Here is a 14,430-nt window from a genome sequence, read left to right on the forward strand (position 1 = left end):
TTCGCGAAGCACGGACCAAAACCTTGATGGTCCCTAAATGTTCAGGGCAAACATAACAATAAATTTTAAAGATTATGAACTTTAAAAATTTGCAGAATTTAAAAGGAGTGCACCAACTCTCCAAAGACGAACAGCGAGGTCTTGTGGGAGGGGGCAAAGGTGGAGGTCTGACCTGTGAGGAAATTTGGGCTGTTCCATTGTGCTGTCATCCTAATTGGACCTCAGTTTGTGGATTTACTCCACCAGGTGCCATGTGTAACAATGGGGTTTGCATTATGTAGAAATAAATGCCAAGGAACTAATAAGTTCCTTGGCTCTTTTTAAAGCGTAGTAGAAATTGACCAAACAACTTTAAGTGTGGTTCAATCAGAGTACATCAATCATTGAAATAGTGTCGCAAAGACTTCAATCAAGAGGAATAAAAAGTCAATTGTTATTGACAACAATTAAATAATAGAAAACATAGCTTTCGCGAAGCATGGACCGAAACCTTGACGGTCGTTAAAGGTTCGGGGTTATATAAATTTTAAATTATTATAATGAAAAAATCGAGTTTTAAATCCGATGAAATTTTAGGAAGAAACCAACTCAAATCAATTTTTGGGGGATATGAAGATGATTGCAAGGAAGGAACCGTAAAGTGTAGTTGTGACAATCCGGATGGGAGTGTTACCGTAGGTTGTTCTTCTACTGGGAACTGTGATAATTTTTGCGATTAATTAAATGCTAGTTGACCCAGTTAATTTGCTGGGTTAACTATTTTTTATGTATAATAGCCAAGGTTATATTATCCTCCGTTTGTTCCTCATGATATGGATATATTTTTGTATCCTCTCATGTTCAGATAAATCGAAAAAATCTTCCAATACCGATATTATTGGTAATGTTCCGCATGCGAATGATTCCTCGTTCGTTGTCTTTCACAAATTTTTGGATTCGGATGCCACCAGTTATTTTCGTAATTATGATAGCGTACCCATTACTGATGGCTATTTTAAAAAGACATTTAAATCACCAAGTACTAATGTAATTGTTTTAGCAAGCAATGAGGTCATTCCAAGCATTCATCTGATATTTGATGGTAAGGGTAAGATCGGAATGCAAATTAAAAGGTCCGTACCTTACTTCGATGTAAATTTTACAGGGAACAATGCTATGGGGCATGACCTCATCTTCAATTCGAGTCTCTTTCGTGTTATCCACCTTACAAGTGTGCTCAATAGAGCTTTGGGGCCAAATGCAGATTCACCTCAAGCTGTTATAGCGCGTACGGAAGAAATTCTTGACAGTTTGGTCTACCCATTCTATGATTTATTGAAAAGAGAACAGATTACTCCTGAGTTTCATGAACGGGTAAGGACCCAGGCAGAAGGTAAGATGCTGAGTGCTGTATCTAGTATTATGACTCATGCTTATAACTATCCTAAAACATCAACTTTGAAAAGAGTGGATATCGATAAGGTATTGGAGTACTTTTTTATGAAATATGACCCATTTTCCGAACGCTACCGGTTTAATGTAGGAATCAACAGAATAGTAAACGCAGAGAATAAATGTAGGCTGATAGCCCGCGGACTATTGCCTGGAGAAAGAAAAGAATTGGATATCTGGGATGACAAGTCCATACAAAATGCCTACGCTCCCATAGAGTTACAGGAAAAGATGATGGCCACACAGCTCATACTGAGTAGAAAATATGAGGAAAATCCTATTTGTGAGGATTTGAGACGTTTCGAAAAGTTTAGAAAAACTTTTCCAGAAAGTGAATATAATGATGTGTTACAGGCTACTCATTTTGATGGATTGGATTGTGATGGTGGTAACAATGAACTCTCCAAATATCCCTTTGCGTCTCTAAAGTCTGATAGCCTTATCCTAATCGACGAATATCAGGACAACATATTAGATTCACTTATACGTAGAAGATTCGAGGGTAAAAAGGTCTTTGTGGACCTGTGGGCTACTTGGTGTGCACCATGTATCCAAGAATTTGGGTTTATAGACGAATTGAAGCCAGTACTTAAAGAACTAAATATTGAGGCCTTGTATGTCTCACTCGATTCACGAAGAGCGCGTAAGAGTTGGGAAAAGGCAATACGGAGATATCGTTTAAAGGGCAGTCATTTTATGGTGGATAAATCTATTGATACAAGTCTTCGAGCCCAGTTGGGAGAGAAAAGAGAAATAACAATACCAAGGTATTTATTCTTTAATGAGCGGGGAAGGTTATTGGATGGTGATATGCCCAGACCAAGCTCAGGAAAACTGATAGATAGGCTTCAAGAATTATCCAATTCAGAACCCTAGCAAACCTAAATGTCCGAGAAATAGAAGTGTATAAAGAACTTTTGTAAGAGTTTTGAATTGATAAAAAGAAAAAAACGGCCTAGCTATTTCCTTAATGGATAGAACAATATTGCTTTCGCGAAGCATGGACCAAAACCTTGATGGTCGTTAAATGTTCAGGGCAAACGTAATTTTAAATTGTCTTATAATGAAAAAAATGAGTTTTGAATCCAATGAAATTCTTGGAAGAGATCAACTTAAACATGTTTTAGGGGGGTACAATGTGGATGAAGGTGATTGTTATCGAGAATGTAATGGTCCCCAAGATTGCCCTGCTGCATCAAATTGTAGGATAAAATATAATATACGCACAAGATGTTTGGATGAAGGTTTTGATGAACCCACCTATTGTGACGATGATTATTTTTATCCTGGCGATCCTTGTATAGGGTGTTAAACGTTGATATTTAATTGTTTAGCTGGTAACAACAAAGCATCTAGTAATATGTCTAGATGCTTTTTAACTAACCTTCAAATATTATCCAGGAGTGTTTGTAGCTATCGGGTATTTATTGAAAAATATCTCAAATACAAAATATAACTAACAATTATTGAGGTAGTTGGATACCACTCTAGCAAGAAAAATACATTGGTTTGAGAAATACCCTCATATATTACATGTTGTCTATTAGCAAAAGCACTTGGTTGTGTTTTAATATACAATTTCATCGTATATAAAAACATATCAAGATTCATTTATTACATTAATAAAAAAAGAATTTGAACAGAAAGAGCTTCCCATTCTACAAACAGCCCGATTCCAAAGACTGTGGTCCCACCTGTCTGCGGATAGTGGCCAAGCATTACGGCAAGCTTATCTCATTGCAGGAAATCCGGGAACTTTCCGAGACCACAAGGGAGGGCAGCAACCTGCTAAAACTCAGTGATGCCGCCGAGGCCATTGGGTTCAGGTCCCTGGGTGTTAAAATCGATTACCACCAGCTTAAGGATAGCCCGCTACCCTGCATTGTTCACTGGAACAAGAACCATTTTGTGGTGGTGTATGCGATTAAAAAGGGCGTGGTTTATATATCAGATCCATCGTACGGTCTGATCACATATACGGCAAAGGAGTTTTTGGAGCGATGGATAGGCAACAATGCCAGTGAGGAGACCAAAGAAGGCATAGCCCTGCTGTTGGAAGTGACCCCGAAGTTCAAAAAACTGGAGTGGGAGAATACGGACAAAAGATCGCTCAAGTTTCTGTTTCAGTATCTGTTCAAATACAAAGGGCTGTTGGTCCAGTTGTGTATAGGCCTCTTGGTAGGTAGCCTGTTACAGCTCATTTTCCCCTTTCTTACCCAGAGTATTGTCGATGTCGGGATACAGAACCAGGACATCAATTTCATTTACATAGTGCTCATGGCCCAGTTGATGTTGTTCATAGGCCGCACGAGTGTGGAAATTTTCAGGGGATGGATTTTGTTGCACCTGAGCACCCGCATCAACATTTCCCTGGTGTCCGATTTCTTCATCAAGCTCATGAACCTCCCCATTGCCTATTTCGATACCCGGATGACGGGCGATATCATGCAACGGATCAACGACCACAACAGAATCGAGAGCCTTTTGACCGGATCGACACTGAACACGCTGTTCTCCTTTTTCAACCTATTGGTATTCGGGGCGGTGCTATTGTATTACAGTCCCACCATATTTTTCATTTTCGCCGTGGGGAGCTCACTTTATGTCCTGTGGATACTCTATTTCCTGAAAAAGCGAAAAGAGCTTGATTACAAACGTTTTTCGCAATTGAGCCAAGAACAGAGCACGGTCATAGAACTCATCAATGGCATGCAGGAGATCAAGATGCACAATGCCGAAAAACAAAAGCGATGGAAGTGGGAATTCGTTCAGGCACGACTTTTCAAGGTGTCCATACAAAGTCTGGCCTTGGAGCAGACACAGGGCGTTGGGTCATCGGTCATCAATGAGCTCAAGAACATCATCATTACCTTTACCTCCGCCATGCTCGTGATCGAGGGAAACATTACATTGGGAATCATGCTTTCCATCCAATACATTATCGGGCAGCTCAACTCGCCCATAAGCCAAATGGTAGGTTTCATACGTTCCTATCAGGATGCCAGGATAAGTATGGAACGCTTGGCGGAAATCCATGACAAGGAAGATGAGGAGGGCAGGGAAAAACAGTTGGTCAACCAGATAGATCCCGATCAGGACATCCATTTCAAAAAGGTGTCCTTTCGCTATTTGGGCAGCGACGAGGATGTGATCAAAGCGCTCAGCATGGAAATCCCTGCAAACAAGGTAACTGCCATAGTGGGCGCGAGCGGAAGCGGCAAGACCACCTTGATGAAGCTTTTGTTGAAGTTCTATGAACCCGAGAAAGGGAACATTCTGCTGGGCGAACAATATCTCAACGGGATTTCCCATAAAACATGGCGGAGCCATTGTGGAGTGGTCATGCAGGAAGGCTACGTGTTCAGCGATACCATTGCCTATAACATAGCCATTGGTGAAGAGTCGATAGACCGTGAACGGTTGATAAAGTCAGCCAAAATCGCCAACATTTATGATTTCGTGCAATCACTGCCCCTGGGGTTCAATACAAAAATCGGGAATGAGGGCTCTGGCATCAGTACAGGACAAAAGCAGCGTCTCTTTATTGCAAGGGCGGTCTACAAAAACCCCGATATCCTGTGTTTTGATGAGGCCACCTCGTCATTGGATGCCAAAAATGAGCGGATCATTATGGAAAACCTGAACAAGTTCTTCAAGAACAGGACCGTGGTAATCATCGCCCATAGATTGAGCACAGTGAAGAACGCGGACAAGATCGTGGTCATGGATGATGGGAGGATAAAGGAATCTGGGACCCACCATGAGCTTTTGGAACTACGGGGAGCATATTACAATCTGGTAAAAAACCAACTGGAACTTGAAAAACTGGAGAACTGACCATGCCTGAAAACGAAAAAGAGAATAAAGACAATATCGAGTTGAGATCGGAAGAGGTACAGGAAATACTGACCAAACCTCCGGCTTGGATCGTACGCTGGGGCATTACCCTTATTTTTCTTTTTACCCTGATCATCTTGGTACTTGCCTTTATGATCAAGTACCCGGATTTTGTGACCGCAAAGGTCATTGTGTCCACTGAGCAGCCCACGGAACGGATAGTGGCAAGGTTTTCAGGGGCATTGGACGATATTTACATCAGCAATGGGGATACGGTAAGGGTCGGTCAAAAGTTGGCCGTGATTAGGAATACGGCCAATATCAATGATGTGTACTATCTGAAATCGATTGTCGATACGCTGTCCATCAGGTCGGAAAACTTGGAGTTTCCCTTGGATACCGTGTCCAAACTTGAACTGGGAGACATAGAATCGGCCTATATCGGTTTTGAAAAAAACTATGTTGATCTTCAGCTCATGGAAGATCTCAACCCTTACCTGAATGAACTCGACGGAACCCGTCAATCCCTTGTTGAGATAAAATCAAGGCTAAAGAACCAAATCGATCAAAGGCGGCTGCTGGAACAAGAATACGCTCTTGAGCAGATGGATTTTGACAGGCATCAACAACTATATGAAAAAGGGGTGATCTCCCAACAGGAATACGAATCCAAGAAACTGGAACTGCTGCAAATGGACAAGAACATCAGTGCCATGGCCATTTCCATCTCCCAACTCAGAGAGGCGATAGCTTCCACGGATCAGAACCTAAAGACCACAAAGATTAATGAACAAGAGGACGATATGCGGCTATTGAGAAATCTATCCCAGTCCCTCAACACCTTGAAAATGGCCATTAGGCAATGGGAGCACAACTATGTTCTGATGTCATCTACGGAAGGCATTGTGGGGTTCCATGAATTCTGGGGGGAGAACCAATTCATCAATGCTGGAGAAATGGTCTTTTCCATTCTCCCAACGGATACCTCTGTATTGGTTGGTAAGTTGGTACTGCCCTCACAGAATGCGGGAAAAGTGGTCCCTGGGCAGAAAGTGCTGGTCAAACTGGACAATTTCCCGTACCAGCAATATGGTATGTTGGTCGGACAAGTGGAAAACATTTCGGTCTCGCCGGACAATGAGGGAAACTACTTTGTCTATATCTCCCTTCCTGAAGGTACTTCCACGTCCTACAACCAAACATTGCCCTTTGAGCAGGAACTTTTGGGAAATGCAGAGATCATTACGGAGAACCTGAGTGTGGCGGAAAGGCTTTTTTACAAGTTCAAGGAGTTGTTTCAATATTGAAATTTCCAAGAACAACAAAGAATATCACTTGGGTTTAGTGAACGAATTTGCTGTGTGAAGATTCCATTGACTCTTGCTTCTGAATGTATTGTTTTTAGGGCAGTTTAGAGTTTGGTTAATTAGTTATGGAATGCGAAATAAGGTTTTGATTGTGAGGTAGTTGTGAATACTTCTTTCTTCTATTCATCGCTTATTATAAAAAATGCGCCAACTCTCGCAGGCGCATTCCATTTTACTTGTTGACAGAGAAGATCTCTTTCAATTGTTTTACCATACCCCCGTTTCCAGAGACGGTGATCTCACCGATTTTTTCGGCAATCTTTTCAACGTATTCCATCTCTTTTAACTTGAAGAGCATTTCGTTTTCTTCCATCAGCTTTGCTGTGTTCAGCAAGCTTCGGGTAGAAGCGGTCTCTTCACGACGGGTAATGATATTCGCTTGGGCTTTCTTCTGTGCCACCAAAACTTGGTTCATGATATCTTTCATTTCCCCGGTAAGGATCACGTCTCGGATACCACAGTTCAAAACGGTCACCCCTAGTTTGGTGGCCTCGGTTTTGATGTCGTCAAACACTGCTTCCGCAATGCTCTCCTTGCGTTCCAAAAGCTCATCCAAGCTGTATCCACCTACATAGGCACGCAATACAAGTTGCATGGCAATGTAAAGCTGCTTCTCGTAGTCCTTGTTTTCCAAAAGCGCTTTTTCAATATCGGTTACTTTATACTGTGTATAAAAGTTGATACGAACGGCGGCTTTGTCCTTGGTTAACAATTCCTGTCCGGCAATCTCCAATTGCAATTGGCGCATATCCGCCTTTGCAATTTTAATGGTGGTGTCGTTCTTCCAGAAGCGATAAGTACCAGCCGCAAGGGTTTTGGCATACACATCGTCAACCAGCATAATGGCCTTTTCATATGCTGCCACTTCGAACAAACGGATGTATTGGCTCAATTCAGGTCGACTTAACCAAGAGGTATCGATTTCCTCAGTGATTTCAATCTTGCTGCGGTCCACGCTAATGAACTTGTAGTCCAAGAGATTTTTCCAGAAGAAATACCTACCTACGGTAAGCACCTGCTTGAAATTTCCGTTCTCAACGACCACGGCCAATTCGTTGTCCTTGACCTCGACCACATGAAGCATTGCCTCCAATCGTTCATCCTCAAGCAAGATCTCTGCTGCTATTGGGGCTGCAAAAGGTCTTGTAAGGTCGTATTGGACCAATTGTTCATTAAACCCTAACCAATAGGTTCCTTGGTCAATCACTCGTTTGTAATCTCCCTTTTTAAAAACCAAACCTACTTTTCCCGCATTGATTCTTACTCGTTTCATTTTTTTAACATTTTTAATTAAACAATCATTGGACACAAGGCCTGTTGTGGCTTTGCTAGCTTAGGATATCCGCTACGGGTACCGCATTTATCCCAAGAGTATTTTTAGTTGATTCATTTCGTATTAAAAAACAGTGGATACAAATCATCCGTCCACTACGGAAACCCGACCATTGCCAAGTTCCAAGACCAGTTTTGAGCAGTGGGCCAAATTGGGATTCAAGTTGCAGGGCAACTGGTGTATCCAAATGGGCTGACCACAAAAAAGTGAACCCTTTACTTGACAATGCATTCAGGTTTCAAGGTACTTTTCAGATTGTTACATGTCCTTTTGGACATCCAACAGATCTGCATGCACTGTTTTTTGCCAATTTTACAGCGTGACAGGCTGGGGACCAGTTTTACAAGATGGTCGGCTTTGGTATGGTTGTTTAGGCCATAATCCTACGTTAAAAGCGTAGTGCTCTACCAACTGAGCTATCTCCTGGGAGGGAGAGCGGGAGTCGAACCCGCGACATCCACGTCTGTTGTTCTGACCCCTGAACTATCCCAAATAATTGGGAGTGGGATTCGAACCCACGACTTACAGAATTGGTGGTTGTTTTTTGGAAAACAGCCGAAACCTCCAAGTCAAGTTGCACATGAAAGCATGATACCTCTCGGCAATGTTCCATACAATAGTGCCTTACAGAAACACCTAACAAGACCCGCTTGATATTTTATTATCCTTTAAATGGATAATGATTCAATGAACATAGTACCCCTTGCCAGATTCGAACTGGCACTTTCGTCGAAACGAACAGATTGGCTCTAAATGCGCTTCCCTACTTTGATTCTTGTTCATTTCGGTGCTTCTGCAAATTCTATTCATTGGCAGGCATGCCGCCAACAATATCTTCCAATCACTCCATGGTTACGATCCAAGGTCTTTTACCACAGCTCTTCCCTTTGAGCTAAAGAGGTTTATTTTAACTACATGACAAAGTTGCATCTATACTGCGCAATCTTCGTGCGTAGTTAATTTTCATTTGTCCCATCGTAGGAATAGCAAGACTTGAACTCGCATCTCTAGGTTCGTAGCCTAGCGTTCTATCCATTTGAACTATACTCCTATGGTGGAACAGACAGGATTAGCTCGCCTATTTTATATTTTCATATGGCGGGGCTCGTGAATGCTAAGTATTTCGAACCTGTATCCACGGATCTTCAATCCGTTGCATTGACCAGCTTTCCTACTGTTCCTTGAAGACCTGAAAGGAATCGAACCTTTTCGGCAAGAGTCAAATTCTTGCATGCTAGCCGTTACATCACAGGTCTCGTACTCCACCCAAGATTCGAACTTGGACTTTAAGGATTTTAAGTCCTTTGCCTCTACCGTTTGGGCTAGTGGAGCGTTGTACAAGGAGAGAGATTCGAACTCTCAATCTCCTGATCCTAAATCAGGCGCGTTTACCATTTTCGCCATTCCTGCATATTGTTGAGGTATTGGGGCTTGAGCCCAAGACTCCCGTGTTAAAAGCACGGTACTCTACCAACTGAGTTATATCTCATTGTGTACTCCATAAGGGGATTGAACCCTTGTCTTCCGGTAGAAATGAACTTGTTCATTCAGCGAAACCTATTTGAAAATAGATTTCCGTGAGCTAAAGCCGGATGTACTAGCCACAATGCTAATGGAGCATTTGTTATAGCGAGACAAGGATGAGATTACTCACATCATCTCTATTTTTTATGGAGTTCGTGAATGCAAAGCATTTCGAACTCATAAATGGTGGATTTGCAATCCATTGCCTTGACCATTCAGCCACCTTGTCATTTTTGCGGAGGGCAAAGGAATTGAACCTTCACTACCGTATCGATAGACTCGCTTAGCAGGCGAGCGGAACGAACCAATATTTGCCTACCTTCCTTGCAGTACCGATGGGAATCGAACCCATTTCTTCCCAAGAGACAGTTGGGCACTCTAGCCAGTGAGTTACGGTACTTTGATACATCTGTTTGCATTTGATTTCCAACCCCAAGTTTTTAGGGACATGGATTACCCATGCGCTTTGGACCTATGGTGGGAGTGGTAGGAATCGAACCTACTCAGTCAATGACAACGGATTTTAACTCATATATGTTTATTTTTCATCGGTTTCGTTGAATTCGTTAACTCATTTCAGTTCCGCCCCGACTCTCCAACTTCGGCGCACTCCCATACGACCGCCCCTTATTTGGAGCGGTTTTTAGATGTATCCTCCTTTCGTTTTTTCTTGTTCTTACTTTTCTTCTTCCCAAGCTTTCCTTTTACACGACCTATCTCTTCTTCAATCCGTCTTATGAATTCATTGTTCAGTCCGTGCTTTTTTGCTTGTTTGTATGCATTGATCGCTTCCTTGTACTCGCTTTGTACTTCGTTGAGCAAACCTTGATAGAAATACAAAGCTGCTTTGTCTACTGCCTTCAAGTCTATGGCGAAATCCAATAGTTTCTGGGCTTCTTTATAATCCTCGTTCATAATCAAGGTCCTGACATAGTCAGGGTATATATAAGGCACCTCCATATTGCTGGCCATGGCCTGGGCGTAGCATTCCTTGGCCGCTTCATATTCGCCCAACTGTTCAGCGTATACCTTTCCCATCAGACAAAGGGCTTTTGCATTTTTGTCATCATAGGATAGGGCATAGTTCAATGCTTCGATCGCTTCCTCAAGGTCATACGGATATGCATCCAGTGCCTTGAACAGGTACATGTTAAAATTTGTTCTTTCCATGATATAAGTTTCCTAGTGCATTTTGGGTATGGACATGCCAATCCCATTATGCGGTTTGCATTGGCCTCGGAAATGTTTATGCAGTAATTGGGCATAAAAAAATCCGAAACACTCTATTTTTTTTGAATGCTTCGGATTCTTTATGGGAGACTATGCCCCTTATGGAAAGAACCGAAGCTTTCTGAATGATCGCTCACTGAGCAATCGGCTTTTAAAACAACTTTGATATAAAAGCATAGCTTCGTTTTTACTGTTATGATTCACTTGTGTCGTTCTTGATTCGACGGTGCAAATATGAAACCAATATTTTGAATATACAAGAAAAATACAAATTTAAATTACTGAAAATCAATTAGTTAAATACATTTTGGATAATAGTATCCCTGTCCGCTTTCTAGCAGATTTTAAATAGTTGTACAATCGCCTGTCTCTCAATTGATTCCTGTTTCAACTATTTCTTTTTATGTCCTTTTAATTTTCACTCATTTCTTAAAAATTTTCCATAAAAAAAGCGCCCAATGTTGTTGGACGCTTGTGTATTGTATCATGATTTGCTCTACATCAATATAAAATAGATTCACAACTAGACACATCACGTCCCTTACGCGAGGATAATTCCAAAATCCAGCGATAGTCACACTGACTGAACAGTGCTCCCGGTTTGCTATGTGCTTTAGTATTTTTCATTTGTGGTGCAAATATGCATGAAATTAGGTTCTACATCCAAATTATGAATAGAAAACAGTTGTATAATTGATAAAAGTAATTGGTATTCAACTTTATTGATAATAATGGATTACCTTCCTAAAAATCACTTCCATAAACGGAGATATAAAGAAGTGATCAGATTGATTTTCTTTCATAGACCAGTAGTAAATCGTGTGAATATGAATAAAATGTTCCTTCTCAAGAATGATACTGCACTTATTCCACAATTTAAAATCAAAATTTTTATCTGACTGAAAATCATCAAATGAGGCAACTATCAATTGCATAAGGACAAATTTTTCATCGTCATCATCAAGTTCTTGATAAGCTTTCAAAAAATCATCAATTCTTTCTGGATTTGAATTTACCAAGTCCCAGTCCTGGATACTTTTATCCCACGTCAATCCCAATGATTCTGACAATTTCTTTTCTGCTCTCCCACTAGCCATATAATATTCAATGAAATCTTTTGACATAATTATCTCCTTTTCTTCCAAGGGGCATTCTTTTTCCAATCCCCGGCCATAATACAACCATAGGGCATTACTTCATCAATAACAGTTCCCAAACCGAATTCTTCCATTTGGTTTCTGACGGCCTCCGCATTTTTATAGGCACTGGGCAATTCGGTAATGTCAATCTCGTTGGAGAAAAAACGAGCGTCCAGACCTTTGGTCTCTTCCTCAAAGATTTCTTGAAAGGTACCACTCTTACTTTTTCTGTGTTGTGTTCTGCTCACATTCCTGCCGGCTCCATGGGGAGCAAAACCCAAATTGTTCTTGGTGGTTTCACCCTCAACGATTAAAACAGGTTCTGACATGTTCAAAGGAATCAATCTTGGACCAGTGATGTCTGGCATGAATTTGGCATCCAATGGAGTGGCCCCTTTCGCATGGTAAAACAGTTCGTCATCGCGGAATACAAAATTGTGTTCGTTCCAAAATCGGTTTTCCGCGTTGATTCCTAATGAATTCAATGTGGCATCATGGATGCACTCATGGTTCTTCTTGGTCCATTTTCGAACAATTTGAAGGGCATTCCAATATTGCTCACCCTCTTCGGTATCGATAGGAATCCAAGCGTTTTGTTTGAGTGTTTCAGGTGACAGTTCTTTCCTGAACCGCTCGGCAACTTTCATCCCTTTTGAGTAGAGATTTGCACCAAAGCCACGACTTCCGTGATGGGTTACCATCATGGTATTGCCAGTCTTTTTAGAAATGCCCACAAATAAGAAGTGGTTTCCATCCCCCTGGGTTCCCAAATGGGATCTTGCAGCAGAAATGCATTTTTGGTCATTCAAAAAATAGTTGGTTTCCATTTCCTTCAATAGATCCATTGGAAACCTGAACTGATTTTCCCTCGAACGGCCCCCAGGTCCAAAATGGGTAACACCATGTGCTGCATCCAATACATCTTTGGGGTCGGCATTTCCAAAATCGGTCAACAGTACGGAACAACAGATATCGGCACTGTGCATCCCCGGATGGATGGCATTTTTGGCAACGGCCACCCCGCCGACCGGAATGGTGCCGGTAGGACCAGTAGGGCAGGCATCGGGCATTAGAGCACCATCTACCAATGTTGGAGTGCGCATTAAAGCATCCATGGTCTGAATGACAGAATTGACATTGGTCTCTTCCAATTCATTCTCCGCTTTTATGTTCACCGAAAAAGGAACAACCTCTGTATGCAAACCCACTGCTGGGGGGGACTTGAATTGTTCTAAGTATTTGTTCAAAGCTTTACCTTGCAATTGGTTTTCATTGATATGGGCGATGGCCTCTTTAAACCATTTCCCTGGTTTGAAGCCCATTTCTATCAATTCCTTTCCGGTAAAATTTGTTTTTGGTTCCATTGTATTTCTTTTTTAAGCTCCGTCGACTCCTCGTTTGACGGAGCACTACTGATGAGTCGGATAGACTCTTATGATTCCATACAAAGATTTCATTACTACTGCGCAAACATTTTGCGTAGATAAAATAATTCGTTAGTTTTCTATAAAAATAATAGGAATGGCCCTGAATAAGAATGCACTCATAAGATATAAGACCATTGATAAATGTTTACAGAACAGCTATCGTCAATGGACCTTGGAAGATTTGATAGAGTCATGTTCGGATGCGCTTTACGAGTATGAGGGAAGGTCTGTCAATGTCAGTAAACGTACAGTACAGTTGGATATTCAAATGATGCGCAGCGATAAATTGGGCTACAATGCACCCATAGTGGTTTATGACAAGAAATTTTACCGTTATGAGGACGAGGATTATTCCATTACGGATATTCCCTTGAATGAAAATGATATGAACGTACTCACTGAAACCGTGGAAATGCTCAAACAGTTCAAAGATTTTTCACTCTTTTCGGAACTTGGTGGAATTATACAGCGATTGGAGGATAAGGTGTATACGGAGAAAACACATAGGTCTTCCATCATCCATTTGGACAAGAATGAAAACCTGAAAGGCCTTCATTGGTTGGATGAACTATATCAGGCCATACAAAAAAAGATTGTGCTCAAAGTGGAGTATAAATCCTTTAAGGCCATCGAGTCCAATGTAATCACCTTTCACCCATATTTGTTGAAGGAGTTTAACAATCGTTGGTTTCTGATTGGGATGGGAAATAAGAATAGGGGAGTGGTAAACCTTGCTCTTGATCGAATTATTGCTTTGGATTATGACTTCAACATTTTGTATGAAGAACATGATTTTGATGCGGATGACTTCTATAAGGATGTTGTTGGAGTTACTGTAAGCAGAGGTCGTCCTTCAGTTGTAAAGTTATGGATAGACAGCCATAATGCTCCATATGTTGTCACCAAACCCATACATCATTCGCAAAGATTTGTCAAGAAACACGAAGATGGTAGCATTGAGATTACTTTTGTTGTCAAACCCAATTTTGAATTGGAACGTTTGTTATTGGGGTTTGGAGATTCATTGGAAGTTATCAAACCCAAAAAATTGAGAAACCGAATTGCCGATAAGCTGGCAAATGCTGCAGATAGATACAGCAAAGAAACTGCTTGATTTTTCTGGACTTACTTTAATTGGGTGA

General features: G+C 41.3%; 12 protein-coding genes and 10 tRNA genes. 8 read left to right on the forward strand and 14 right to left on the reverse strand.

Annotated features, from left to right (window positions below; all coding sequences use genetic code 11):
* Positions 1-74 precede the first annotated feature (74 nt).
* The 6 genes from EO132_RS09795 (at position 75) to EO132_RS09820 (ending at position 6,575) form a co-directional block, all read left to right on the forward strand.
* Positions 75-281 carry a hypothetical protein gene (locus EO132_RS09795; RefSeq protein ID WP_127137672.1) on the forward strand — a complete coding sequence of 69 codons (207 nt, stop codon included), beginning with the start codon at positions 75-77 and terminating at the stop codon, positions 279-281.
* A 258-nt stretch (positions 282-539) separates the two neighbouring features.
* A complete protein-coding gene (locus EO132_RS09800) occupies positions 540-719 on the forward strand; it encodes a hypothetical protein (RefSeq protein WP_127137673.1) in 180 nt (59 codons plus the stop codon).
* A 46-nt stretch (positions 720-765) separates the two neighbouring features.
* On the forward strand, positions 766-2,307 hold the full coding sequence (locus EO132_RS09805; RefSeq protein ID WP_127137674.1) for a TlpA family protein disulfide reductase: 1,542 nt from the start codon (positions 766-768) through the stop codon (positions 2,305-2,307).
* Between the two features lie 187 nt (positions 2,308-2,494).
* Positions 2,495-2,743, forward strand: a complete 249-nt coding sequence (locus EO132_RS09810; protein ID WP_127137675.1) for a hypothetical protein — start codon at positions 2,495-2,497, stop codon at positions 2,741-2,743.
* 323 nt (positions 2,744-3,066) lie between these two features.
* Positions 3,067-5,268 (forward strand): peptidase domain-containing ABC transporter, encoded by a 2,202-nt coding sequence (locus tag EO132_RS09815; protein WP_127137676.1) that lies wholly within the window; start codon positions 3,067-3,069, stop codon positions 5,266-5,268.
* Between the two features lie 2 nt (positions 5,269-5,270).
* Positions 5,271-6,575 (forward strand): HlyD family secretion protein, encoded by a 1,305-nt coding sequence (locus EO132_RS09820; protein ID WP_127137677.1) that lies wholly within the window; start codon positions 5,271-5,273, stop codon positions 6,573-6,575.
* A gap of 232 nt (positions 6,576-6,807) precedes the next feature.
* Here EO132_RS09820 and EO132_RS09825 read toward each other — a convergent pair whose 3' ends face one another.
* The gene (locus tag EO132_RS09825; protein ID WP_127137678.1) at positions 6,808-7,908 is read right to left on the reverse strand and encodes a slipin family protein; all 1,101 of its coding nucleotides are present in this window, start codon (positions 7,906-7,908) and stop codon (positions 6,808-6,810) included.
* Positions 7,909-8,041: 133 nt separating this feature from the next.
* Here EO132_RS09825 and EO132_RS19670 point away from each other — a divergent pair, with 133 nt between their 5' ends.
* A complete protein-coding gene (locus tag EO132_RS19670; protein ID WP_262707585.1) occupies positions 8,042-8,164 on the forward strand; it encodes a hypothetical protein in 123 nt (40 codons plus the stop codon).
* Between the two features lie 228 nt (positions 8,165-8,392).
* Here EO132_RS19670 and EO132_RS09830 read toward each other — a convergent pair.
* From EO132_RS09830 to EO132_RS09865, 13 genes are all read right to left on the reverse strand, one after another.
* Positions 8,393-8,458, reverse strand: a tRNA-Ser gene (locus tag EO132_RS09830).
* Positions 8,459-8,946: 488 nt separating this feature from the next.
* A tRNA-Arg gene (locus EO132_RS09835) sits at positions 8,947-9,019 on the reverse strand.
* Between the two features lies 1 nt (position 9,020).
* Positions 9,021-9,149: transfer RNA gene (locus EO132_RS19270), tRNA-Phe, on the reverse strand.
* 3 nt (positions 9,150-9,152) lie between these two features.
* Positions 9,153-9,224 (reverse strand) — tRNA-Gln (locus EO132_RS19275).
* A gap of 2 nt (positions 9,225-9,226) precedes the next feature.
* Positions 9,227-9,300 (reverse strand) — tRNA-Leu (locus tag EO132_RS09840).
* A gap of 4 nt (positions 9,301-9,304) precedes the next feature.
* Positions 9,305-9,378, reverse strand: a tRNA-Leu gene (locus EO132_RS09845).
* A 6-nt stretch (positions 9,379-9,384) separates the two neighbouring features.
* A tRNA-Lys gene (locus EO132_RS09850) sits at positions 9,385-9,457 on the reverse strand.
* Between the two features lie 271 nt (positions 9,458-9,728).
* Positions 9,729-9,816: transfer RNA gene (locus EO132_RS19280), tRNA-Ser, on the reverse strand.
* Between the two features lie 3 nt (positions 9,817-9,819).
* Positions 9,820-9,892, reverse strand: a tRNA-Asp gene (locus EO132_RS19285).
* Positions 9,893-9,967: 75 nt separating this feature from the next.
* Positions 9,968-10,106: transfer RNA gene (locus tag EO132_RS19290), tRNA-OTHER, on the reverse strand.
* A 13-nt stretch (positions 10,107-10,119) separates the two neighbouring features.
* Positions 10,120-10,662 (reverse strand): tetratricopeptide repeat protein, encoded by a 543-nt coding sequence (locus EO132_RS09855; RefSeq protein WP_127137679.1) that lies wholly within the window; start codon positions 10,660-10,662, stop codon positions 10,120-10,122.
* 779 nt (positions 10,663-11,441) lie between these two features.
* Complete coding sequence (locus EO132_RS09860; RefSeq protein ID WP_127137680.1) at positions 11,442-11,867, reverse strand: hypothetical protein; 426 nt, start codon at positions 11,865-11,867, stop codon at positions 11,442-11,444.
* Positions 11,849-13,225 (reverse strand): RtcB family protein, encoded by a 1,377-nt coding sequence (locus tag EO132_RS09865; RefSeq protein ID WP_127137681.1) that lies wholly within the window; start codon positions 13,223-13,225, stop codon positions 11,849-11,851. Before EO132_RS09865 ends, EO132_RS09860 begins: the two co-directional genes overlap by 19 nt.
* A gap of 157 nt (positions 13,226-13,382) precedes the next feature.
* On the opposite strand from EO132_RS09865, the gene EO132_RS09870 reads away from it, so the two are divergent.
* Positions 13,383-14,402, forward strand: a complete 1,020-nt coding sequence (locus EO132_RS09870; RefSeq protein WP_127137682.1) for a helix-turn-helix transcriptional regulator — start codon at positions 13,383-13,385, stop codon at positions 14,400-14,402.
* Positions 14,403-14,430: the final 28 nt, after the last annotated feature.

Origin of the sequence: Flagellimonas oceanensis (genome assembly GCF_003992595.1) — a bacterium.
Lineage (GTDB): Bacteria > Bacteroidota > Bacteroidia > Flavobacteriales > Flavobacteriaceae > Flagellimonas > Flagellimonas oceanensis.

Coding starts and splice junctions, on each gene's coding strand:
- EO132_RS09795 (WP_127137672.1), top strand. CDS start 75: ATGAACTTTAAAAATTTGCAGAATTTAAAAGGAGTGCACCAACTCTCC.
- EO132_RS09800 (WP_127137673.1), top strand. CDS start 540: ATGAAAAAATCGAGTTTTAAATCCGATGAAATTTTAGGAAGAAACCAA.
- EO132_RS09805 (WP_127137674.1), top strand. CDS start 766: ATGTATAATAGCCAAGGTTATATTATCCTCCGTTTGTTCCTCATGATA.
- EO132_RS09810 (WP_127137675.1), top strand. CDS start 2,495: ATGAAAAAAATGAGTTTTGAATCCAATGAAATTCTTGGAAGAGATCAA.
- EO132_RS09820 (WP_127137677.1), top strand. CDS start 5,271: ATGCCTGAAAACGAAAAAGAGAATAAAGACAATATCGAGTTGAGATCG.
- EO132_RS09825 (WP_127137678.1), bottom strand. CDS start 7,908: ATGAAACGAGTAAGAATCAATGCGGGAAAAGTAGGTTTGGTTTTTAAA.
- EO132_RS09855 (WP_127137679.1), bottom strand. CDS start 10,662: ATGGAAAGAACAAATTTTAACATGTACCTGTTCAAGGCACTGGATGCA.
- EO132_RS09865 (WP_127137681.1), bottom strand. CDS start 13,225: ATGGAACCAAAAACAAATTTTACCGGAAAGGAATTGATAGAAATGGGC.
- EO132_RS09870 (WP_127137682.1), top strand. CDS start 13,383: ATGGCCCTGAATAAGAATGCACTCATAAGATATAAGACCATTGATAAA.